The sequence below is a fragment of the Marinobacter sp. UBA5687 genome (genome assembly GCF_002420325.1).
In the GTDB taxonomy this organism is placed as follows: Bacteria; Pseudomonadota; Gammaproteobacteria; order Pseudomonadales; family Oleiphilaceae; genus Marinobacter; species Marinobacter nauticus.
The window spans coordinates 18,787-39,622 of record NZ_DIHV01000011.1 but is presented as its reverse complement, the minus strand read 5'-3'; the positions used below and the strand labels follow the sequence as shown (position 1 = coordinate 39,622).

Annotated in this window: 21 protein-coding genes; 5 read left to right on the top strand and 16 right to left on the bottom strand. The window is 58.9% G+C overall.

What is annotated here, in order from left to right:
• The first annotated feature begins 8 nt into the window (after nt 1–8).
• Nucleotides 9–782: an imidazole glycerol phosphate synthase subunit HisF gene (gene hisF, locus B3Y70_RS01015; RefSeq protein ID WP_153741713.1), complete on the top strand. Its 774-nt coding sequence runs from the start codon at nt 9–11 to the stop codon at nt 780–782.
• Here the strand turns inward: hisF and B3Y70_RS01010 are convergent.
• From B3Y70_RS01010 to gpmM, 4 genes are all read right to left on the bottom strand, one after another.
• Nucleotides 779–1,597: a divergent polysaccharide deacetylase family protein gene (locus tag B3Y70_RS01010; RefSeq protein ID WP_153741712.1), complete on the bottom strand. Its 819-nt coding sequence runs from the start codon at nt 1,595–1,597 to the stop codon at nt 779–781. The two genes, hisF and B3Y70_RS01010, sit on opposite strands and share 4 nt — an antisense overlap.
• Nucleotides 1,594–3,000 (bottom strand): S41 family peptidase, encoded by a 1,407-nt coding sequence (locus B3Y70_RS01005; protein ID WP_153741711.1) that lies wholly within the window; start codon nt 2,998–3,000, stop codon nt 1,594–1,596. Before B3Y70_RS01005 ends, B3Y70_RS01010 begins: the two co-directional genes overlap by 4 nt.
• Nucleotides 3,001–3,084: 84 nt before the next feature.
• Entirely contained in the window at nt 3,085–4,185 is a 1,101-nt protein-coding gene (locus B3Y70_RS01000) for a murein hydrolase activator EnvC family protein (protein ID WP_153741722.1), read from the bottom strand.
• Nucleotides 4,186–4,241: 56 nt separating this feature from the next.
• Nucleotides 4,242–5,789, bottom strand: a complete 1,548-nt coding sequence (gpmM, locus tag B3Y70_RS00995; protein ID WP_022990801.1) for a 2,3-bisphosphoglycerate-independent phosphoglycerate mutase — start codon at nt 5,787–5,789, stop codon at nt 4,242–4,244.
• A gap of 200 nt (nt 5,790–5,989) precedes the next feature.
• Here gpmM and B3Y70_RS00990 point away from each other — a divergent pair, with 200 nt between their 5' ends.
• Both B3Y70_RS00990 and secB read left to right on the top strand, forming a co-directional pair.
• A complete protein-coding gene (locus B3Y70_RS00990; protein WP_014422524.1) occupies nt 5,990–6,406 on the top strand; it encodes a rhodanese-like domain-containing protein in 417 nt (138 codons plus the stop codon).
• Between the two features lie 132 nt (nt 6,407–6,538).
• Nucleotides 6,539–7,036, top strand: a complete 498-nt coding sequence (gene secB / locus B3Y70_RS00985) for a protein-export chaperone SecB (RefSeq protein ID WP_011786606.1) — start codon at nt 6,539–6,541, stop codon at nt 7,034–7,036.
• A gap of 68 nt (nt 7,037–7,104) precedes the next feature.
• Here secB and trmL read toward each other — a convergent pair whose 3' ends face one another.
• The 5 genes from trmL to traF form a co-directional block, all read right to left on the bottom strand.
• A complete protein-coding gene (gene trmL, locus B3Y70_RS00980; protein ID WP_228223676.1) occupies nt 7,105–7,569 on the bottom strand; it encodes a tRNA (uridine(34)/cytosine(34)/5-carboxymethylaminomethyluridine(34)-2'-O)-methyltransferase TrmL in 465 nt (154 codons plus the stop codon).
• The gene (locus B3Y70_RS00975; protein ID WP_014422522.1) at nt 7,569–8,747 is read right to left on the bottom strand and encodes an acetyl-CoA C-acetyltransferase; all 1,179 of its coding nucleotides are present in this window, start codon (nt 8,745–8,747) and stop codon (nt 7,569–7,571) included. The genes trmL and B3Y70_RS00975 overlap by 1 nt, the downstream gene beginning before the upstream one ends.
• 125 nt (nt 8,748–8,872) lie before the next feature.
• A complete protein-coding gene (locus B3Y70_RS00970) occupies nt 8,873–9,613 on the bottom strand; it encodes a pteridine reductase (protein WP_272999166.1) in 741 nt (246 codons plus the stop codon).
• A 13-nt stretch (nt 9,614–9,626) separates the two neighbouring features.
• Nucleotides 9,627–10,748 (bottom strand): multifunctional CCA tRNA nucleotidyl transferase/2'3'-cyclic phosphodiesterase/2'nucleotidase/phosphatase, encoded by a 1,122-nt coding sequence (locus B3Y70_RS00965; protein WP_153741708.1) that lies wholly within the window; start codon nt 10,746–10,748, stop codon nt 9,627–9,629.
• A gap of 140 nt (nt 10,749–10,888) precedes the next feature.
• Complete coding sequence (gene traF, locus B3Y70_RS00960) at nt 10,889–12,142, bottom strand: conjugal transfer protein TraF (protein ID WP_236040816.1); 1,254 nt, start codon at nt 12,140–12,142, stop codon at nt 10,889–10,891.
• Between the two features lie 251 nt (nt 12,143–12,393).
• Between traF and B3Y70_RS00955 the strand changes: the two genes are divergently transcribed.
• Together B3Y70_RS00955 and B3Y70_RS00950 are read left to right on the top strand one after the other, a co-directional pair.
• Nucleotides 12,394–12,930, top strand: coding sequence for an LPP20 family lipoprotein (locus B3Y70_RS00955; protein ID WP_222533923.1), 537 nt, complete (start codon nt 12,394–12,396; stop codon nt 12,928–12,930).
• A gap of 55 nt (nt 12,931–12,985) precedes the next feature.
• Nucleotides 12,986–14,197: a flagellar assembly protein T N-terminal domain-containing protein gene (locus B3Y70_RS00950; protein WP_272999169.1), complete on the top strand. Its 1,212-nt coding sequence runs from the start codon at nt 12,986–12,988 to the stop codon at nt 14,195–14,197.
• A 3-nt stretch (nt 14,198–14,200) separates the two neighbouring features.
• Here B3Y70_RS00950 and B3Y70_RS00945 read toward each other — a convergent pair whose 3' ends face one another.
• The 7 genes from B3Y70_RS00945 to sufB all read right to left on the bottom strand — a co-directional run bounded on the left by B3Y70_RS00945 (nt 14,201) and on the right by sufB (nt 20,572).
• Entirely contained in the window at nt 14,201–14,659 is a 459-nt protein-coding gene (locus B3Y70_RS00945; protein ID WP_023008624.1) for a SufE family protein, read from the bottom strand.
• A complete protein-coding gene (gene sufT, locus B3Y70_RS00940; RefSeq protein WP_022990808.1) occupies nt 14,656–15,198 on the bottom strand; it encodes a putative Fe-S cluster assembly protein SufT in 543 nt (180 codons plus the stop codon). The genes B3Y70_RS00945 and sufT overlap by 4 nt, the downstream gene beginning before the upstream one ends.
• 25 nt (nt 15,199–15,223) lie before the next feature.
• The gene (locus tag B3Y70_RS00935; protein WP_011786597.1) at nt 15,224–15,580 is read right to left on the bottom strand and encodes a HesB/IscA family protein; all 357 of its coding nucleotides are present in this window, start codon (nt 15,578–15,580) and stop codon (nt 15,224–15,226) included.
• Nucleotides 15,581–15,592: 12 nt separating this feature from the next.
• A complete protein-coding gene (locus B3Y70_RS00930; RefSeq protein ID WP_183576978.1) occupies nt 15,593–16,846 on the bottom strand; it encodes an aminotransferase class V-fold PLP-dependent enzyme in 1,254 nt (417 codons plus the stop codon).
• A gap of 5 nt (nt 16,847–16,851) precedes the next feature.
• On the bottom strand, nt 16,852–18,138 hold the full coding sequence (sufD, locus tag B3Y70_RS00925; RefSeq protein WP_272999172.1) for a Fe-S cluster assembly protein SufD: 1,287 nt from the start codon (nt 18,136–18,138) through the stop codon (nt 16,852–16,854).
• Nucleotides 18,139–18,153: 15 nt separating this feature from the next.
• Nucleotides 18,154–18,915 carry a Fe-S cluster assembly ATPase SufC gene (sufC, locus tag B3Y70_RS00920; protein WP_153741703.1) on the bottom strand — a complete coding sequence of 254 codons (762 nt, stop codon included), beginning with the start codon at nt 18,913–18,915 and terminating at the stop codon, nt 18,154–18,156.
• 208 nt (nt 18,916–19,123) lie between these two features.
• A complete protein-coding gene (sufB, locus tag B3Y70_RS00915; protein ID WP_011786593.1) occupies nt 19,124–20,572 on the bottom strand; it encodes a Fe-S cluster assembly protein SufB in 1,449 nt (482 codons plus the stop codon).
• Between the last annotated feature and the right edge of the window lie 264 nt (nt 20,573–20,836).

Here is a 20,836-nt window from a genome sequence, read left to right as displayed (position 1 = left end):
GACTGACAATGGCATTGGCAAAACGCATCATCCCCTGTCTGGACGTCGACAAAGGCCGTGTGGTTAAAGGCGTGAATTTTGTCGATATCCGCGACGCCGGCGACCCGGTGGAAGTGGCCCGTCGCTACAATGAGCAGGGCGCGGACGAGATCACTTTCCTGGACATCACGGCCAGCAGCGAAAGCCGCGACACCACCTACGAAACGGTAGAGCGCATGGCGGCGGAAGTGTTCATCCCGCTGACCGTGGGCGGTGGCGTGCGCACCGTCGATGATATCCGCAAACTGCTCAATGCCGGAGCCGACAAGGTCTCCATCAATACGGCCGCAGTCTTTAATCCCGAGTTTGTGCGGGAGGCAGCGGAGCGTTTTGGCCGGCAATGCATTGTCGTCGCCATTGATGCCAAGCGCGTGAGCGCAGAGGGCGAGGAGCCGCGCTGGGAGATTTTTACCCACGGTGGTCGCAAGCCAACCGGGCTGGATGCCGTAGAGTGGGCGAAGAAAATGGTTGAGCTGGGGGCAGGGGAGTTGCTGCTGACCAGTATGGATCGTGATGGCACCAAGATCGGCTTTGATCTGGGCCTGACCCGTGCCATCAGCGATGCGGTGGCCGTGCCGGTGATTGCCTCAGGTGGCGTAGGTGAGCTTCAGCATCTGGCCGATGGCGTTACCCAGGGTGGCGCAGACGCGGTTCTGGCGGCATCCATCTTCCACTTCGGTCAGCACACCATTCCTGAAGCCAAAGCCTTTATGAAGGCTCAGGGCATCGAAGTCCGCGATTAATTGCTGCGTGCATAGGCAGGCCGGATGGCCTGCTTTTCCCCTTCCGCAAACATCTCCCGATTACCGTTGCGCATGGCCCAGATGCCACTGACCGTGGCGATGGCAATGCCCTGTTCATCCAGCATCGGCAGGTGCTTCTCCAGATAATCCACGGTGACCTTGTGCGGGTGTCCGATACCGATTGCCGTGCCTTTCTCCCTGGCGGTCTGAATCAGCAGTTTGAACTGTTTGTCGACAAACTCTTCCGTCTGTTCGTGATCGAGAAACACATCGCGCGTCAGGCTCGGGATGTTGTAGGCATCGGCCACACTGCCGGCGATGGAATTGGCAATGGTGCGGCTGTCGACGAAATACACCGGGTAGCGGTCCAGCTCTTTCATTACCCAATCCATCGGTTCCAGTTGCTGAGTAAGCAGGCTGCCCATGTGATTGTTCACACCGCTGACAAAGGGAATGGACTGCAGTGCCCGGCGCAGGGTGGTGGTGATGGTCGGCTCGTCCATATCCGGTGTCAGTCCGCCCGGGCCGAGACCGAAGTTGCGGGTGTTGGCCATCGGGGCGTGCAACATGATTTCCTTGGATTGGGCGTGGGCCAGCTTCGCCAAGGGAACTGTGTGGCGCCGGTAAGGCAGGAAGGCCAGTGTCAGGGGCTGGTCAAGCTTTGCCAGTCGCTCGCCCTCGTACCGATTGTGGCCCATGTCATCAATAATGATGGCAATGGTGGGCTGCTGGGGTTCACCCGGCCCTGACGCAAACGCAGCGACAGGGCTGATGGCCAGAAGCGCCAGCAGCGCGAGGGTAGAACGTAAAGTCACTGGGCGTTTTCCTGCGGCTTGCTGTTGTTCTTCCGGTTAAGGATGTGCAAGCCTTTCAGCAGGTTCAGGGCCGACCGCAGCTGATAGTCCCGGTCGGCCGCAGAAGCCTGTGCTTCCGCAGCCTGTTCTCTGGCCTTGCGGGCCTCCTCCTCATTCTCCCCTTCAAGATGACCGCTCAGGTCGGCTTCGGTGAAGAATGGTCTGCTGTCGAGTTCTTTCAATTCCGCCGGGCGCACCTCGATGTCCGGCTTGATGCCGGTAGCCTGGATGGAGCGACCATCCGGCGTGAAATAACGGGCTGTGGTCATTTTGATGGCGTGGGTCTCGTCCAGCGGTATGACCGTCTGGACACTGCCCTTGCCGAAGGACTGGGTGCCCATCACCACGGCACGTTCATGGTCCTGGAGCGCGCCGGCAAGGATTTCCGACGCGGAAGCAGAGCCACCGTTGATTAGCACGACAATAGGTGTGCCAGCCATGACGTCGCCGGGCTTGGCACTGAAGCGCAGGCGTGAACTCTGGATACGGCCTTCGGTGTAAACAATCAGGCCTTCGTCCAACAGGGCATCCGCGGTCTCTACGGCAGCTTGCAACACACCGCCGGGGTTGTTGCGAAGGTCAATGATCAGGCCGTCCAGATCGTTGCCGTGTTCGTCTTCCAGATCGCTGAGGGCTTTCAGGAACTGCCGGCCAGTCTCGGCCTGGAATTGCGTGACACGGACATAGCCGTAGCCGTTATCGATCATCCGGGATTTAACGCTGGTGACTTTGATCACATCCCGGGTGACATCAATCTCGATAGGCGCACTTTCGCCCTCGCGCATGATGGTCAGAGTAAGCACCGTGCCGGGCTTGCCGCGCATCAGGTTAACGGCTTCTTCCAGCGACATTCCCTTCACCGGCTTTTCGTCCAGCTTGATGATCAGGTCGCCAGCTTGAACGCCCGCTTTCTGGGCCGGGGTGTCGTCGATGGGGGAGATGACTTTGACAAAGCCGTTCTCCATCCCGACTTCAATGCCAAGACCACCGAATTCTCCGGAGGTGCTTTCCTCCAGTTCCTCGTAATCCTTGGGGGCCAGGTAGGTAGAGTGTGGGTCCAGGTCGGACAACATGCCTTTGATGGCGCTCTCGAGCAGTTGAGTGTCGGAGACATCTTCCACGTAGGCGTCTTTGATGCGGCTGAACACTTCGGTGAACTTGCGCAGGTCTTCCAGCGGCAGTTGTTCTTCCGGGTCTGGCAGTTTCAGTTCAACCCGCTCGCCGCTCTGAATGGAATCCAGAATCTGCTGGGTCTGAGCGTCCTGATCCTGTGCCAGGGCCAGTCCGGGGGCTGTGAAACAACAGGTGGCAAGAATCATGGTGCGCAATGGCGAGGTCTTGAGTGTACTTCTGGCCCGTTTCATTCACATATCCTGTTTTGTTTCCAATAGTTGGACTGGTTCCTGACCCGGACAGTATGGCGCCCGCAACGCCGTTTGTCAGCCCTGTTATGGCTTGCCCAGCCAGCTCCTTGGGTTCACGGGTTTGCCGTTGCTACGTACCTCGAAATACACGGCCGGGTCTTCGGTGCCGCCGGTGCGTCCGGCCAGGGCAATGGTCTCGCCCGGGCGCACCCAGTCACCGGGGGTTGTGAACAAGCTGCTGCTGTGGCCGTAGAGGGTCATGTAGCCATCGCCGTGATCAATGATGGTGATCAGCCCGAATCCACGCAGCCAGTTGGCAAATACCACCCGGCCATAGTGCACGGCCTTGATCTCTGCCTCTTCGGCGGTATTCATCAGAATGCCGTTACGGCGCAGTTTGCCATCTGCGTACATGGCGCCGTAATTGCTGACTACCCGCCCTTTTGCGGGCCAGGGCAGCTTGTCGCGGCGGGATTTGAACGGACTGGATTCGTTCGGGGCCGGAATGCTGGCAATGGCCTGCTGCACCTCTTTCAGCAATTGCTCCAGGCGCTGGCGATCGGCTTCCAGGGATTGGCGCTCGCTACGGCGGTTCTGGATGTCGTCATTCAGGGCGGCCAGTGTTCTGGCCCGATCCTGCCGGCTCTGGGTCAGTTGCTGCTGGCGCTGTTCCAGATCGGCTTCGGTCTTGGCCAGTTCGGTGCGGGTGGCCTGAACGGCGGCGCGGGCGGCTTTCAGTTCCTGAAGGCTGCGCTGGAACGCTTCCAGGCGGGAGACGGTATTCTTGCTCAGGTATTCGTAGTAGGTGAGGGTGCGGGCAACTTCGCCGGGCTCAATCTCGTTCAACAATACTTTCAGAGCCGGCGCGTCGCCTTCCATCCAGGCTGCCCGGATCTGTAGTTTCAGGTTTTCCCGTTGCTGTTCGAGGGTATTGGCCAGCTCGCTTTCCTGGGCGCGAAGCTCGGCAAGGCGCTCCTGCTGTTCCCGGGCCTGCTGCCGAAGGGTACGGCGTTCCCGGGTCAGGGTGCTGATTTTGCGCTCGGTGGCCGCCAGTTGCTGTTCAAGGGTTGACCGGTCTTCTTCGGCATCGGCCAGCCAGCGGTCGATGTCAGCGATACGCTCCTTCAGCGCCTCGACCTGTTCGGGGGTCACATCCTGCTGGGCGCCCAAAGGTGCAGCCCCCAATGTGAGGGCCAGCACCAGGACGGTCAGTTTACGCAACACCTTTACCGGCGGAGCGATCAGTCGAACTCGACCAGGCTGTGCCCGGTCATTTCCGCAGGCTTTTCGGTATCCATCAGGGCCAGCAGCGTCGGTGCGATATCGCACAGGCTGCCGTCGTCCCGGAGGTTCACCTTGCGGTGGCCGGTGTAAACCAGAGGCACAGGGCCAATGGTGTGGGAGGTGTGTACCTGGCCGGAGTTGGGGTCGGTCATCTGCTCACAGTTGCCGTGGTCGGCGGTAATCAAGGCTTCGCCACCCACTTCATCCAGGGCCTCCACCACACGCTGCACACACTGGTCCAGGCACTCGGCGGCCTTGATGGCGGCGTCCAGCTTGCCGGTGTGGCCAACCATATCGCCGTTGGCGTAGTTGCAGACGATCAGGTCGTACTTGCCGCTCTTGATGGCTTCAACCAGTTTGTCGGTAACCTCAGGTGCGCTCATTTCCGGCTGCAGGTCGTAGGTGGCCACCTTGGGAGACGGCACCAGAATGCGATCTTCACCTTCAAAGGGAGTTTCCAGGCCGCCATTGAAGAAGAAGGTCACGTGGGCGTATTTCTCGGTCTCTGCAATGCGCAGCTGGGTTTTACCTTGCTTCGCCATGTACTCGCCCAGGCCGTTGGCCAGTTGCTCGGGCGGGTAGGCGCAGGAGGTTTTGATGTCAGCGGCATATTCGGTGAGCATCACGAAATCTGCCAGTTCCGGGTGCTTGCGTCGGTCGAAACCGTCGAAGTCTTGCTCTACGAAGGTGCGGGTCATTTCCCGGGCGCGGTCGGCACGGAAGTTCATGAACAGCACGGCGTCGCCGTCATTGATGATGCCCTCGGGCTCGCCATCGGCCCGGATGTGGGTCGGCTTCACGAATTCGTCGTTCTCGCCACGCTCATAGGCCTGTTCCAGTGCCGCCACCGGGTCGTCGCTGATGAACTCGGCTTCGCCCAGGGTCATGGCGTTATAGGCCGCTTCCACGCGATCCCAGCGGTTGTCCCGGTCCATGGCAAAATACCGGCCAACGATGGTGGCTACCCGGCCAACGCCCAGGCTTTTCATTTTCGCGGCGGCTTTTTCCAGAGAAGGGCGGGCACTGCGTGGTGGCATGTCACGGCCATCCAGGAAGGCATGGATGTAAACTTCTTTGGCGCCACGGGCTGCAGCCAGCTCAGCGGCCGCCAGAATATGATCTTCATGGCTGTGGACGCCGCCCGGAGACAGCAGGCCCATCAGGTGTACGGCCTTGTCATTGGCAACAGCCTTGTCGATGGCGTTGCAAAGGGCCTCATTCTTCTGGAAATCGCCATCTTCGAGATCTTTGTCGATGCGCGTCAGGCTCTGATACACCACGCGGCCGGCGCCGAGATTCATATGGCCCACTTCGGAGTTACCCATCTGGCCCTGGGGCAGGCCAACAAACATCCCTGAGGTGTTGATCAGGGTTTTCGGCTGGTTATGCCAGATCCTGTCCCAGAACGGGGTGTTGGCGTTGGAAATGGCATTGTCTTCCGCCGGGTCACGGTGGCCCCAGCCGTCGAGAATTATCAGTGCAGTGGGCTTGCGCGTCTCGGTCATCGTGTCGTCCGCTTGGTTGCAAAAAGAACAGAATTTGAGTGGGGCAGATTGTAACCGTTTTCATTTACTCAGACCACGCGCGTTCGCTGAAGCATTGCTCATGATCACGATGTGCTGGCGCTATCATGGCGGGGCGACTGCCTTCTGTGAGCCGGTGTGGGTGTGTATAATCCGGCCAAACCAATTGTCAGGGTAGTTTCATGGACCGCTTGTTTGAATTTGTTGTTAATCACTACATTCTGGTGTCGCTGTTTGTGGCGTTCCTGCTGGCCATCATCGTGCTGGAATCGCGCCGGGGTGGTGCCAAGATCTCGGCCCAGGGCGCGGTTACGCTGATCAACAAGGATGAAGCGGTGGTGTTGGACATCCGCGATCGCAAAGACTTCAACGAAGGCCGCATTACCGGCTCGGTGAATATTCCGCTTAATAGTCTCAAAAGCCGCGTTAATGAGCTGAGCAAGCACAAAGACAAGCAGATTATCGTTGTTGACAAGATGGGGCAGCATGCCGCCATGGCGGTCAAGCAGCTCAATGCCGAGGGGTTCAGCAATGTGGTGCGTCTGAATGGTGGCATTACCGACTGGAAGGCCAGCAACCTGCCACTTGTGAAAAAGTAACAGGGCTTGATCTGAGTGGCGATCTGACGCACTGTTTCACATTACCATTCGGAACCTCGCAGTAGACTGTTCCGGCAGACGACGACATAACAACGGGCCTGGCCCCATAATACGGAAACGAAAGGACTGATCATGGCTGAGAATCAGCAAGCCGCAGGCAACGAAAACCAGAACCAACCACAGTTTGCCCTTCAGCGCATCTATGTGAAGGACCTGTCTTTTGAATCCCCCAACTCTCCGCTGGTTTTCCAGGAACAGTGGAAGCCTCAGGTGAACCTGGATCTGAACACCTCTCACAACAAGATCAGCGACAACCAGTACGAAGTGGTTCTGTCCCTGACCGTAACGGCCAAGGTTGGTGAGAAGGTGGCGTACATCGTCGAAATCCAGCAGGGCGGCGTATTCATGATCTCCGGCATTGAAGGCCCGCAGCTTGGCCAGATGCTTGGCGCCTACTGCCCGACGATTCTGTTCCCCTATGCCCGCGAAGCGATTGACGGCATTGTGAACAAGGGCAGCTTCCCCGCCCTGATGCTGGCTCCGGTTAACTTCGACGCGATCTATGCCCAGGCGCTCAAGCGCAAGCAGGAAGAAGCGGCGGGTGAAGCCAAGGAAGAGCAGACTCACTAAGCGCTGCTGCTCAACGAAAAAAAAACCGGCTTCGGCCGGTTTTTTTGTGGGTGATTACCTGGGGTTGGTCAGATCGAGCCCTCAAACCCAAGTTGCCGCCAGGCCTCATAAACCACCAGGGCGGCGGTATTGGAAAGGTTGAGGCTGCGACTTTCCGGACGCATGGGTACCCGAAGACGGTGTTCGGCGGGTAGCCCGTTGCGCACGTCTTCCGGCAGGCCCCGGGTCTCCGGCCCGAACATCAGGTAGTCACCGTCCCGGAACGCCACCTCGTGGTAATGGCGACTTCCCTTGGTGGTGAGACCGAACAGCCGCGAAGGCTGCTCGGTGGCCAGAAAGCTGGCGTAATCCGCATGGATCTTTACCGTAGCGTATTCGCTGTAATCCAGACCGGCCCGTCGCATCTGCTTGTCTTCCAGAGAGAATCCCAGGGGTTCAATCAGGTGCAGCTGACAGCCGGTGTTGGCGCAGAGCCGGATGATATTGCCGGTGTTTGGCGGTATCTCCGGCTCATACAGAACCACGTGCAGCATCAGCGCTCAACGGCCAGGGCCACACCCATGCCACCGCCAATACACAGCGTGGCCAGACCTTTCTTGGCATCGCGGCGGGTCATTTCGTGCAGCAGGCTGACCAGAATGCGGCAACCGGAAGCGCCAATCGGGTGGCCCAGGGCAATGGCGCCGCCGTTCACGTTTACCTTGGCGGTGTCCCAGCCCAGGTCCCGGTTGACGGAAATCGCCTGGGCGGCGAAGGCCTCGTTGGCTTCGATCAGGTCCAGGTCGTCAACAGTCCAGCCCGCCCGCTCCAGGCAGCGTTGGCTGGCCGGAATTGGGCCGGTACCCATGATGGTGGGATCCACGCCGGCATTGGCGTGGGCTTTGATGGTTGCCAGCGGGGTCAGGCCCAGCTCTTTCGCCTTGTCTGCGCTGCACACCATCACCACAGCAGCGCCATCGTTCAGGGAAGAGGCGTTGCCGGCGGTTACGGAGCCGTCTTTCTTGAAGGCCGGACGCAGTTTTCCGAGGCTGTCGCCGGTGACACCGTCGCGGGGGCACTCATCCTTATCCACCACCAGAGGGTCGCCTTTGCGCTGGGGAATGGTGACAGGGACAATCTGGCCGTCAAAGTAGCCGGCTTTTTGCGCAGCGACGGCTTTTTGCTGGGATGCGGCGGCAAAGGCATCCTGCTCGTCCCGGGTGATGCCGTATTTCTCAACGATGTTTTCAGCCGTGATACCCATGTGGTAATCGTTGAAGGCATCCCACAGGCCGTCGGTGATCATGGTGTCGATCATGCTCCAGTTGCCCATCCGCTGACCGTTACGGCTGTTGGGCAGTACGTGGGGCGCCTGGCTCATGCTTTCCTGGCCACCGGCCAGAATCATCTCGGCATCGCCGCACTGGATGGCCTGGACCGCCATGTGCACGGCTTTCAGGCCGGAGCCACAGACCTTGTTGATGGTGATGGCGGGCACTGAAGCCGGCAGGCCGGCATTGATGGCAGACTGACGGGCCGGGTTCTGGCCGCAGCCGGCGGTAAGCACCTGGCCGAGGATAACTTCATTGATCTGGTCGCCGGCGACGCCGGTTTCTTCCATCACAGCCTTGATCACGGCCGTACCCAGCTGGTCTGCACGCAGGCTGGACAGGCCACCACCGAAGCTGCCGATAGCGGTACGTTTGGCGGCAACAATAACAACATCACGCATGAGAACTCTCCGTTAGCCTGGGCGCCTGGTTGGGTGGCGCCCGTTTATAAGAATGGCAGGCATTGTAGCGGCAAAGCGCTTGCCGGCCAAAACAACGAAGGTCGGGGTTGTTCTGGTGCCGGTGATCACATATTCAGGCTGCGGCCGCCATCCACCGACAGTATCTGGCCGGTGACAAAGGGCGCATCGCATACCAGGTAGGCAATGGCACCGGCAATGTCGGCCGGATTACCGGTACGGGCCAGGGGCGTTTTATCGAGAATGGCCTTCTGGTGGGCTTCGTCCACGGCCGAATCGCCTTCCGGCCAGAGGATGGCGCCCGGCGACACGCCGTTCACCCGAACATCCGGCGCCAGATCTCTGGCCCAGGAGCGGGTCAGTGCCGCCAGCCCCGCCTTGCTGGCGCAGTATAGTGGGTGGTCCTTCAGTGGCTTCTCGCTGTAGATGTCGATCATGTTGATCACACTGCCCGATGCGGCTTTTAGCGCAGGCAGACACTGCTGGAGCAGGAAGAAGGGGGCTTTCAGGTTGGCGCCCAGTATCGTGTCCCAGTCCTGTTCGGAGGCGTCTTCGGTGGGGTTGGGGTAAAACACCGAAGCGTTGTTGACCAGCGCATCCAACTGCCCCCAGTGTGCACAGGCCTGTTCCGCCAGTTGCCGGAGCTGGTTCATGTCGGCGAGATCCGCGTGGTAACACACGGCGGATGCCGGGCGCTGCTGGTTCAGCTTGTCGGCCAGTGCCCGGGCCTGCTGTTCCCGGCCTCGGTAATGGATCACAACATTCCAGCCGCGAGCGTGCAGGGTTTCTGCTGTGTGGGCACCCAGGCGGTGGGCTGCGCCAGTGATCAGGGCGACGGGATAGGGCATGGGGTGTCTTTCCTTATTCGTGTGAGTTCAGTGCCTCAGTAATACGGGCCAGCCGCTCGTTCTGGATTGCCTCGCCCAGGGCTTTGCCGTGAATGCCTCTTTGCAGGAACGGGTGAGGGGTTACGCTCTGGGCCCTGCGTGCGGCCAGTTCCAGTTGCTGAACCACGTGGGCGCGTTCGTCCTGGAGGGTGCAGGCGAGGGTGCCCAGCAAAACGCCGAAACGATCGGGCCTTCGCCAGAAATCGGCTTTGTCCAGAAGTTCCATTGCCCGTTCCGGTGTTAGCCGGGCTTCAGGCGAGGCGTCGTTCAACCGAGCCATGAACAGACAGACCAGGTGGGTCAGATCCCGGCAGTCGTTGGGGCTTTTCATGGCTTTAGCCCTGGCAATGGCGTCTGGCTCGGGCACACCACTGAGCAAGGCGGCGTAATGCTGGGCGGTGGAACCCTGTTTGCGGTGGATGCACTGCAGGGCGCTGAGACCCTGGCGGAAACCCAGCTCATCGACCAATTCCGGGATCAGCACCTTCAGGGCGTCAAGCTCCCGAAGCACATCGAAGAACACGCCGGGAGCCTGTTCATGCAATGCCCTTTGGATTTCCTGCCATACCCGCTCTGGCACCAGATCCCCGAGTTCGCCGCTGGCGACCATCTCCCGCATCAGCGCCATGGTCTCCCGGCAGATGCTGAACCCGAGTGGCTGCAGGCGCGCGGCGAAGCGGGCGGTGCGAAGGATGCGCAGGGGATCTTCGGCGAAGGCTTCAGACACATGCCGAAGCTTTTTCTGTTCCAGGTCGGCATGGCCGTTGAACGGGTCCACCAGGTCGCCGTTCTCGGTTTCTGCCATGGCGTTGATGGTCAGGTCACGGCGGCGAAGATCGTCTTCCAGGGAGACATCCGGTGCACTGTAAACGCTGAACCCGTGGTACCCGCGCCCCTGCTTGCGCTCGGTCCGGGCCAGGGCGTATTCCTCGCCGGTGTCCGGATGCAGGAAAACCGGAAAATCCGCCCCTACCTGTTTGAAGCCTCGCTGGAGCATGTCTTCCGGGGTGGCACCAACCACTACCCAGTCCCGGTCTTTAACGCCCAGGCCGAGCAGCTTGTCGCGGACAGCGCCGCCCACCAGATAGGTTTGCATAATGCGGTTTGTTCCTGATTGCCATGAATGGGTAACGGGGATTATCCGGCCACGACCGGCCAGAGGCAAACAGGCAGCGTGAAATAAGAAAGCCCGGGCTGCGCAGGGCAGACCGGGCTTTTGCGGCCGGGGGCGTCGGCTTAGAAGGAGGTGCCGAGTTCCAGGGCTGCGCCGACATCGGCGCTGCTGTACAGGGCGCCGATATCCACGCGAACACCAATGATGTTCAGGCCGAGACCTGCGGTGAACTGAGTGTCTTCCTCGATGCCGTCGTTGTCGTCGTTACTGGCCAGGTTGTGGCGAACACCTGCGCGCAGCTGGGCGTAACGCCAGGCGTCGAATTCCGCGCCCAGGGCCAGCCACTGGGTATCGTCTTCATACCCGAAGGCTTCTTTCTTGGTCAGGTCCACTTCTGCCGTGATTACGTGGTAGTCGCTCTTGTGGGCGATACCTGCGGTGACCATCGGGTTGAGTTCGAGGGTGTATTTTTCTTCGCTCGGATGATTCTGGGCCGAATCCAGTTCCATCGGGATCAGGTTTTTGACGACGACGCCGGCGTTCCACTGGTTTTCAGCACCGAAGGCATAAGCAGCACCGATGTCCAGGTTGAAGCCGCTTTTGTCAGTTTCGTATTCGTCACTGTCGAAATCATCATCCTCGAAGTCTGAGATTTCTTCGGTGTACTGGAAGGTTTGTAGTTGCACGTATTTGGGGGAGACACCAAGCTGCAATGCGTTGCCATTAGAAAGCATAAACGAGTGAGCGATGCTGATGCCGGCTTCTGCTACTGCAGAGGCCAGGATTCTGCCGCGTGAGTTCAGCTCTGTATCAAGATCTGTAGTGGCGGGCGGGCGAACGCCATTAGCGATGTCATTTAGAAGGTCAAGGTCGTTTTCGTCCAGTTCACCGCGCACAGTCGCTGTCAGATTGGCGTTGGCGAAGAAGCCAAAGGACAAGGAGTTTGAGGGGATAGCAAGGCCAAGTCCCAAGCCTGCATTGGCACGCATGGTGTCGCGGTCAAAGGCTTCCAGGTTGTCTACGAGTTGCCGTGCTTTGGCCTGGGCATCGGCTTGATTGGAAAACTTCAGGTCCTCAAACTGCTCGATTTGGTCCTGGATATCATCAACCTGATCAATCACCTCTTCCTCATCGGCCGCACGCGCATTCACAGACGGCAGCATCAGGCCGAAATCGTCTGCCCAGCCGTGCTGTTCAGCAGCCATCATGGCCGGGTTGGCACTCGGTGCAGCAGAGGGATGGGCAACGGCGACGCCGGTTCCGCCCATGGCGAAGGAGCGGGCAGACATAAAGGCTTGCGGGCTTGCCAGTGCAGACGTGGTGGCAACAGACAGGCCGATGGCCAGGGACAGTTTGCTGAGGCGGTTTGCTTTCATGGGCGGTCCTGAGTTGGTTTTATTGCATGAACAAATCATTAAGTGTTTGAAAGGTTAGACCAGTTTATTTCGTGACACAGCGCACAACCGGTAACGGTTTGTTCTGTATGTGTAAATAAAGGCAGCTTTTTGCCGCTGGCATGGGCATGGAGTTGCGATGAACAATCGAAACCTTCGAAAGATCATTTGGTTGTGGAATCTGGCGTGATTCTTTCATGGTTCTGGTGAAAGTGTTTTCCGGAGACAAGATAATGACGTTGCGCTGGATCCTTGTTCCTGTTCTGGCTTTTGCCGTGGCCGCCTGCGCGCCGGTGGGCAGTTACCGGAGCGATCAGGCCAGGACTGAAACCTTTGAGCCCATTACGGTCCGGGTCAGTGGTTTTGGTACCTATGAGAATGTTCAGGCCGACCGGGTAAATACCCGTAAGCGCTTACTGGCTCGACGGGCTTCACAGCTGGACGCCTACCGGAACCTGGCCGAGCGGGTCTACGGTACCGTGATCTACGGCAGTTCCACGGTGAATGACTTCGTGTTGCAGAACGACAGTTTCCGCACCTATGTGGACAGCTACATTCGCGGCGCCCGGATGGTGGCGGTGAATGAGCATAGCGATGGCGTGGTGGAAACCGTGATGGAGCTGCGCCTGGAGCCGAGGTTCCGGGAGTGTGTGGCGAAGGTGGCGGACGATCAGGTGCAGGATGTCTGTGCCATTCCCATGCCCAGGCGGAATGATCGTGTAGGGGATGTTGAGGCCCGTCGCACAGATTCACTGTACTACCTGGATTAGGTCTGTTGATGAACGCCGTGATTGAACCGGTATCGATCCGGTGGGTTAGATTGCCATGATGAGATCAATGCTTTTGTTCTGGATGCTGAGTCTGTTCGCCGGGTTTGCCCATGGCGCGGTCCTTGAAGGCGTGGGGCATGCCAATATCCGGGAGAATAATCTGGATCAGGCCCGCACTGAGGCGCGTCAGGCCGCGATGCGCGACCTTGCGCTGCAATATCAGGCCAGGGTCAGTACCCGGGACACCATGGAGAACGGTCAGCTTGTGGGTTCTCATACCGAGCTGTCGGCCATGGCCCAGGTTCGGAATGCCACGATCGTGGATGAGTACCGAAGTGGCAATCTGCTGAGGGTGATTGTCCGGGCAGAGCTGTCGGATGCCGAAGGTAGCGCTGGCAGCTGCAAGGCCGGGCAGGCTTCCGGTTTGCGTAAACGGGTGGCGGTAACCGCGTTCCCGATCACCCGTCCGGAGCAGGGTGGCGGTGCGGCCCTGGATGACGCCGGCGAACAATTGCCGCGGGAGCTGGTGGCTCGCTTGCAACAACAGGGGCAATTGCAGGTGCTGGGGGCGACATCGTTACAGCTGTTCAGCAACCTGCCGGATGCGCCCACGTCTCAGAAAAACCCGGCCAGCAATCAGCTGACGAATGTGGTTCAGCTGGCCCGGGAACTGGGGGCGCAGTTTGTGGTGGCAGGTGTGATTCGGGATATTGGCCTGGCCGACCCCGGCGCCTGGGGCAGCTCAATTCTGGATCGCATGCAGCGAGGTATCGGGATGGCCGACACTTCGCGCCGGTTTGAGGCCGAAGTGATGGTGTTTGATGGCTTCAGCGGTTCCCCGGTCTTCCGGCAGCGGTTTGAAACCTCGGCACGGTGGCAGCCGGATGGCAGTGGTACCGGAGGTTTTGCCTCGGCGGGCTTTGAAGGTTCCGAGTGGGGGCAGGCGGTTGAAGGTGTCATTGCCGAGATGACCGCCGCCGTCAACAATGCTCTGGCCTGTCAGCCATTCATGGCCCGGATAACCCGTGTGGATGGCAACCGGGTGACCCTCGCCTCCGGCGCAACGGCGGGGCTGCGACCGGGGGATGAACTCGATCTGTACCGCAGCCAGCGATACTTTGATTCACTGGATGGTACGCCTGAGCTGTCCGATACCGGGGTGACGCTGACACTGGACAACGTGCATCCGGATTTCAGTAACGGGCGAATCCCCACGGAAGGTGGCCTGATCAACGTTCAGCGCGATGACCTGGCCATTATCTGGTAAGTCTCAGGCGGCCTCGGCCGCCGCAATATCCCGGATCTTGCCGACCATGGCTCGCAGGCCGTTGCCCCGGGTGGGGGAAATATGGCGGAACAGATCCAGCTGCTCGAACAGCTCGTCGATATCGGTGGCCAGCAGTTCTCGAGGCGTCTTGCCGTTCAGGGCCACCAGAATGATGGCGGCCAGGCCGCGCACAATCATGGCATCGGAATCGATCAGCAGGAACAGTTTGCCGCTGTCCTCATCGTAACGATGAATCAGCCATACCTGGCTCTGACAGCCGTGGACGTAGTTTTCTTCAACTCGCTCATCATCGGGAAAACCTGGCAGTTGCTTGCCCAGGTCGATGATGTAGGCGTAGCGTTCTTCCCAGTCGTCCAGAAACTCAAACGCATCCAGAACGTCTTCAAGGGTGGTGTCTTTGCCCAGGGGATTGTTCAGAAATTGTTCCTTGCTGGCGGTCATAGCATTCCCAGTTCAAGTTTGGCTTCGTCGGTGAGCATATCGTTGTTCCAGGGCGGATCAAAGGTCAGCTCAACGGTAACCTTGTCCACATTGGGTACATGCTCCACCTTGCGCTTCACATCGTCGGTGATTACCGGCCCCATGCCGCAGCCAGCCGCGGTCAGGGTCATTTTGATGTAAACGTGATTGCCGTCTTCTGTGCCGTTCTCAATCCGGCATTCGTAAATCAGGCCCAGGTTGACTACGTCCACCGGGATTTCCGGGTCGTAGCAGTTACGCAGCGCTTCCCATACCTGGTTTTCGTTGATGGTGCCGTCTTCCGGGGTCTCGAAGCTGCTTTCCAGCGGCTGCTTGCCCAGGGCATCGGCGTCGTGGCCTTCAATGCGGGCAAGATTGCCGTTGACCGCCACGGTGAAGCTGCCGCCGAGGGACTGGGTAATGGTCACAAAGGTGTCTGACGGAATCATGATTTCCGTTCCGGCAGGTACCAGGCGGGCTTCCACTTCGCGTTTGGTCAGGACGACTTCGCGTTCTTGCATGTTTGATCAGTCCTATCTTTGTGCTTTACGCCACCGTGAAGCTTTCACCACAGCCGCACTCAGCGGTGGCGTTGGGGTTGCGGAAGCGGAACAGGGAGTTCACACCCTCGGTGACAAAGTCGATTTCGATGCCGTTCACCAGTGGCAGGTGTTCCTGCTTTACGAACACATCCACGCCGTCGATGGTAAAAATACGGTCATCGGATTCCGGTGTTTCTACCCACTGGGTTTCGTACTTGAAACCGGAACAGCCACTTTTTTTGATGGCCAGGCGAATGCCTTTGGCTTCCGGTTTCTTGTCCAGTTGTTTGCGAACGTGTTTGACCGCCGTCGGGGTCATGGTCACGTTCACATCGCTTGGGGTGAAGACTTCGGCTGTCATGTTTCCACCTCCTCAGGCAAACAGGCGCTGGATCTTTTGCAGGCCGGTAAACAGTTTCTCGACCTCTTCCAGCGTATTGTAGAACGCAAACGAAGCCCGGGCTGTACCGGGTACTCCGTAGAAATCCATCAATGGCATGGCGCAATGGTGGCCGGTGCGGATGGCGATGCCTTGCTGGTCCAGCAGGGTGCCGATGTCGCTGGGGTGCAGGCCGGCAATCTTGAACGACATCACCGGTACCTTATTGGCGGCGGTACCGATGATCTCCATGCCTGGCACGGTTTCGACCAGTTCATTGGCCCGGCGTAGCAAGGCATCCTCTGCTGCTTCCATGGCCTTTCGGTTCAGCGAGTTCAGATAGTCGATGGCGGCGCCCAGGCCCACTGCTTCGGCAATAGCCGGGGTTCCGGCCTCGAATTTGTAGGGCAACACATTCCAGGTGGTTCGCTCGAACGATACCCGCTCAATCATTTCGCCACCGCCCTGATAAGGCGGCATTTCTTCCAGCAGTTCGGCGCGGCCATAAAGCACGCCAATGCCCGTGGGCCCGAACAGCTTGTGGGAAGAGAATGCATAGAAGTCACAGCCCAGGGACTGAACGTCCGGCTGGAAGTGGGGCACCGCCTGGGCGCCATCCACCAGGGTCAGTACCCCCTGTTTTTTCGCCTGTTCAATCAGGGGCGCAATTGGGTTGACGGTGCCCAGCGCGTTGGACACGTGGGTGATCGCCAGCACCCGGGTGCGCTCGTTCAGCAGGCTGTTGAACGAATCCAGATCCAGCTCGCCTTGCGGTGTCACCTGGATGGGCACAACCCTGGCACCGGTGCGCTCGGCCACCATCTGCCAGGGCACAATGTTGGCGTGGTGTTCCATGTGGCTGACCAGAATCTCATCGCCGGCTTTCAGGCGCGGGGCCAGGCCATTGGCCACCAGGTTGATGGCTTCGGTGGTGCCTCGGGTCCAGATGATTTCTCGGGTGCTGGACGCGTTCAGAAACTGGCGCACGGTTTCCCGGGCACCTTCAAACGCAGCCGTCGCACGATCACCCAGGGTATGGGCGCCACGGTGCACATTGGAGTGCATCTCGCGGTAATAGCGATCCATGGCATCCAGCACGGACTGTGGCTTTTGCGCCGACGCGCCGTTGTCCAGATACACCAGCGGCTTCCCGTTGATCTCCTGATTGAGAATCGGGAAGTCACGGCGAATGGCTTGCACATCAAACACCATTGACTGGGTGTTGTTTGCCATGGACAGATCAGTCATGCCCCTCAGGCCTCCTGAAAGGTTTGCTCAAAGAAATCACTTAACCGCGCCTGGGCGGTTTCACGCACGGCTTCCACCGGAATCTGTTGCACCAGTTCGTTAATGAACGCCATGGTGAGCAGAACATTGGCCTGCCGGCGGCCGATCCCGCGCGATACCAGGTAGAACACGGAGGTCTCGTCCAGCTGACCGATGGTGGCGCCGTGCGCACACTTCACATCGTCGGCGTAGATTTCCAGTTCCGGTTTGGTGTCAATCTCTGCCCCGTTGGACAGCAGCAGGTTCTTGTTGTTCATATCCGCATTGGACTTCTGGGCGTCCTGGTGGATATGAATCCGGCCGTTGAACACGGCATGGGACTGGTCGGCTGCAATATTGCGATAGGTCTCTTCGCTGTTGCAGTGGGCCGCGACATGGTCAATAGACGTGTGGTTGTCGTAGTGCTGTTTGCCCTGGGTAACCACCACGCCATTGAGCTTGGTTTCCGCGCCTTCGCCTTCAAGCCGCACCTGCAGATCGTGCCGGCGCAGGGGGCCGCCAAAACCAACGCAATGGCTCTCGAAGCGCGAGCTGCGTTGTTGCAGTACCCCGGTAGCGCCAATGTGCTGAACATTCTCGCCTTCCATGTTCAGGCGGATGCTGGTGACGTTGGCGCCATCGGCCAGACTGAATTCGGTTACTGTGCTGACCAAGGCGGATGCTTCACCACTGGAGGTGTATTCCTCTACCAGAGTCAGCTGGCTGTTGGCGCCGGCTTCCACGTAGATACGTGGATAGGCGGAGCCGCTGGCGTCAGCGCTGGTTTCATGGATGATGAACAACGGCTGATCCAGCACCGCGCCGGGTTTCAGGCGAATGAACAGGCCATCTTCGAAGCGCGCCCCGTTCAGGCGGGCGAATTGAACCTGGTCGTGATTCAGGGTGCTGCCCAGTTTTGCAGACAGGGCTTCAGCTTCGTCGTTAGCCAGATCGTTGAAGCTCAGGATCTCGATACCGTCGAGATCCGGATACTCGCTGGCTTCAGGAATCATCACGCCGTTGATGAAAACCACTTTGTAGCCGGGCACAGCGAGACTGTTGCCGGTCTTGCCTTCGGCCGGCAGGGAAATGGCCATATCGTCGGCCAGCTTCAGGTACTTGCTGGAGTACTTCCAGTTCTCGGTCTTGCGAGTAGGCAGCGGCATATCCACCAGCGCGCTGGCCCGCTCCTTGCGCAGCGCCAGCAACGGCTCCGGCAGGGATTCCCCGGCCGGGTGCAGGAAGGCACTGGAAAGCATGGGTACAGATTTCATTCCACGGCCTCCTGATCAGTTGCTGGTGTCGTCGTCTTTAATGCCCAGCCAGCCGTAACCTTTTTCTTCCAGTTCCAGGGCCAGTTCACGACCGCCCGACTTGATGATCTTGCCACCAGCCAGTACGTGCACATAATCCGGAACAATGTGGTTCAGCAGGCGCTGGTAGTGAGTGACCATCAGAATGGCGCGGTCTTCCGAGCGCAGGGCATTCACGCCATCGGAAACCACTTTCAGGGCGTCGATGTCCAGGCCGGAATCGGTTTCGTCCAGAATCGCCAGTTTGGGCTGCAGCAGCAGGGCCTGCATGATCTCGTTACGTTTCTTCTCGCCACCGGAGAAGCCTTCGTTCACGCCGCGTTTCAGGAAGGCGGGGTCCAGATCTACCTGTTTGGAAACTTCCTTGGCCAGTTTCATAAACTCGGCCGCGTTCATCTCGTCCTGGCCCTTGTGCTTGCGCATGGCGTTCACGGCGGTGCGCAGGAACTGCAGGTTGCTCACGCCCGGGATTTCAACCGGGTACTGGAAGGCCAGAAAGATGCCTTCGCGGGCGCGTTCTTCGGTTTCCAGATCCAGGAGGTTGTCTCCGTTCAGGGTGACTTCGCCCTTGGTGACTTCAAATGCGTCGTTGCCTGCCAGAACCTGTGACAGGGTACTCTTACCGGAACCGTTCGGGCCCATGATGGCGTGAACTTCCCCGGCCTTGATCTCCAGGTTAATGCCCTTGAGGATTTCTTTGCCCTCAACGGAGGCGTGCAGGTTTTTGATACTCAGCATTTGTAGATGTCTCTCTATATCCTGAATTTCGATCTATAAATTCGTACCCTTCGATGCCCCAATAACGTTCGGGACAGCGAGCGGGGGAGCTTTCCGGGATCGTCAAAATCAGGGATGATTTTGTCGAGCGTACAGGGATGTATTTACAGCGTATCCCGGAAAGCTCCCCCGCTCGCTGGCCTCCTCCGAGGCCAGCGGGGCATAGCGTTTAACCAACGGACCCTTCAAGGCTCACTTCCAGTAGCTTGCCAGCCTCAACCGCAAACTCCATCGGCAGCTCCTTGAACACCTCTTTACAGAAGCCGTTGACAATCATGGACACCGCCTGCTCAGGGTCGATGCCGCGTTGACGGCACAGGAACATCTGCTCGTCGCTGACCTTGGAAGTGGTCGCCTCGTGTTCCACGATGGCCGACTTGTTCTTGCTCTCGATGTACGGGAAAGTGTGCGCGCCGCAGCGGTCGCCGATCAGCAGCGAATCACACTGGGTAAAGTTACGCGCGCCCTCTGCGCCCGGGCCGAATTTCACCAGGCCGCGGTAGGCGTTGGAGCTCTTGCCGGCGGAAATACCCTTGGAGATGATGGTGCTGCGGGTATTCTTGCCCAGGTGGATCATCTTGGTGCCGGTATCGGCCTGCTGGTAATTATGCGTCAGCGCGACAGAGTAGAACTCGCCAACGCTGTTCTCACCGCGCAGTACACAGCTCGGGTACTTCCAGGTGACGGCGGAGCCGGTTTCCACCTGGGTCCAGGAAATCTTGGAGTTCTTGCCGATACAGGCGCCGCGCTTGGTCACGAAGTTATAGATACCACCCTTGCCGTTTTCATCACCCGGGTACCAGTTCTGTACGGTGGAGTATTTGATCTGGGCGTCGTCCAGAGCCACGAGTTCAACCACGGCCGCGTGCAGCTGGTTCTCGTCGCGCATGGGTGCGGTACAGCCTTCCAGGTAGCTTACGTAGCTGCCTTCGTCGGCGATAATCAGGGTGCGTTCGAACTGGCCGGTGTTGGCGGCGTTGATGCGGAAGTAGGTAGACAGCTCCATGGGACAACGCACGCCCTTGGGTACGTACACGAAGGTGCCGTCAGAAAAGACCGCCGAGTTCAGGCCTGCAAAGAAGTTGTCGCCGTGGGGTACCACGGTGCCCAGGTATTTCTGGACCAGTTCCGGATAGTCGCGGACGGCTTCGGAAATAGAGCAGAAGATCACGCCGGCCTTGGCCAGCGGCTCTTTGAAGGTGGTGGCTACGGAAACCGAGTCAAATACTGCGTCCACGGCAACGCCGGCCAGTTTTTCGCGCTCGTGCAGGGGAATGCCCAGCTTTTCGTAGGTTTTCAGCAGCTCCGGATCCACTTCATCCAGGCTTTGTGGCATATCCTCTTTGCGCTTGGGCGCGGAATAATAGGAAATCGAGTTGTAGTCGACTTTCGGGTAGCCGACATGAGCCCAGTTCGGCTCTTCCATTTCCAGCCAGCGACGATAGGCTTTGAGGCGCCATTCCAGCATCCATTCCGGCTCTTTCTTTATGGCGGAAAGGCGGGCAATGACGTCTTCGTTCAGGCCGGGTTCGAACGTGTCGGCTTCGATTTCAGTCACGAAACCGTGTTCGTATTCCCGTTTGATCAGCTCTTTCACCTCGTTGTCGGTGGTCGCCATGATCGTCGCTCCGTAATTCTCTCATCCAGGGCTTGCGCCCTTTGTGTCATCGGCAGCCCCTATTGGGCTGGCGGATGGGTGTATTCGATTTGCTGTTGTCGCAGTGGTCGCTCTCTCCGTGAGTACGCCCTGCAATCGGTTTTTGGATGACGGGAGGGGCTGCTGGCCGGTTTCCCGTTGCTTCTGGCGAGCGATTATACAATACCAGAGTAAAATAGTCAGGTATTAAATCGGTTGTGTAGGGATTATACCTTAATCGGCCTT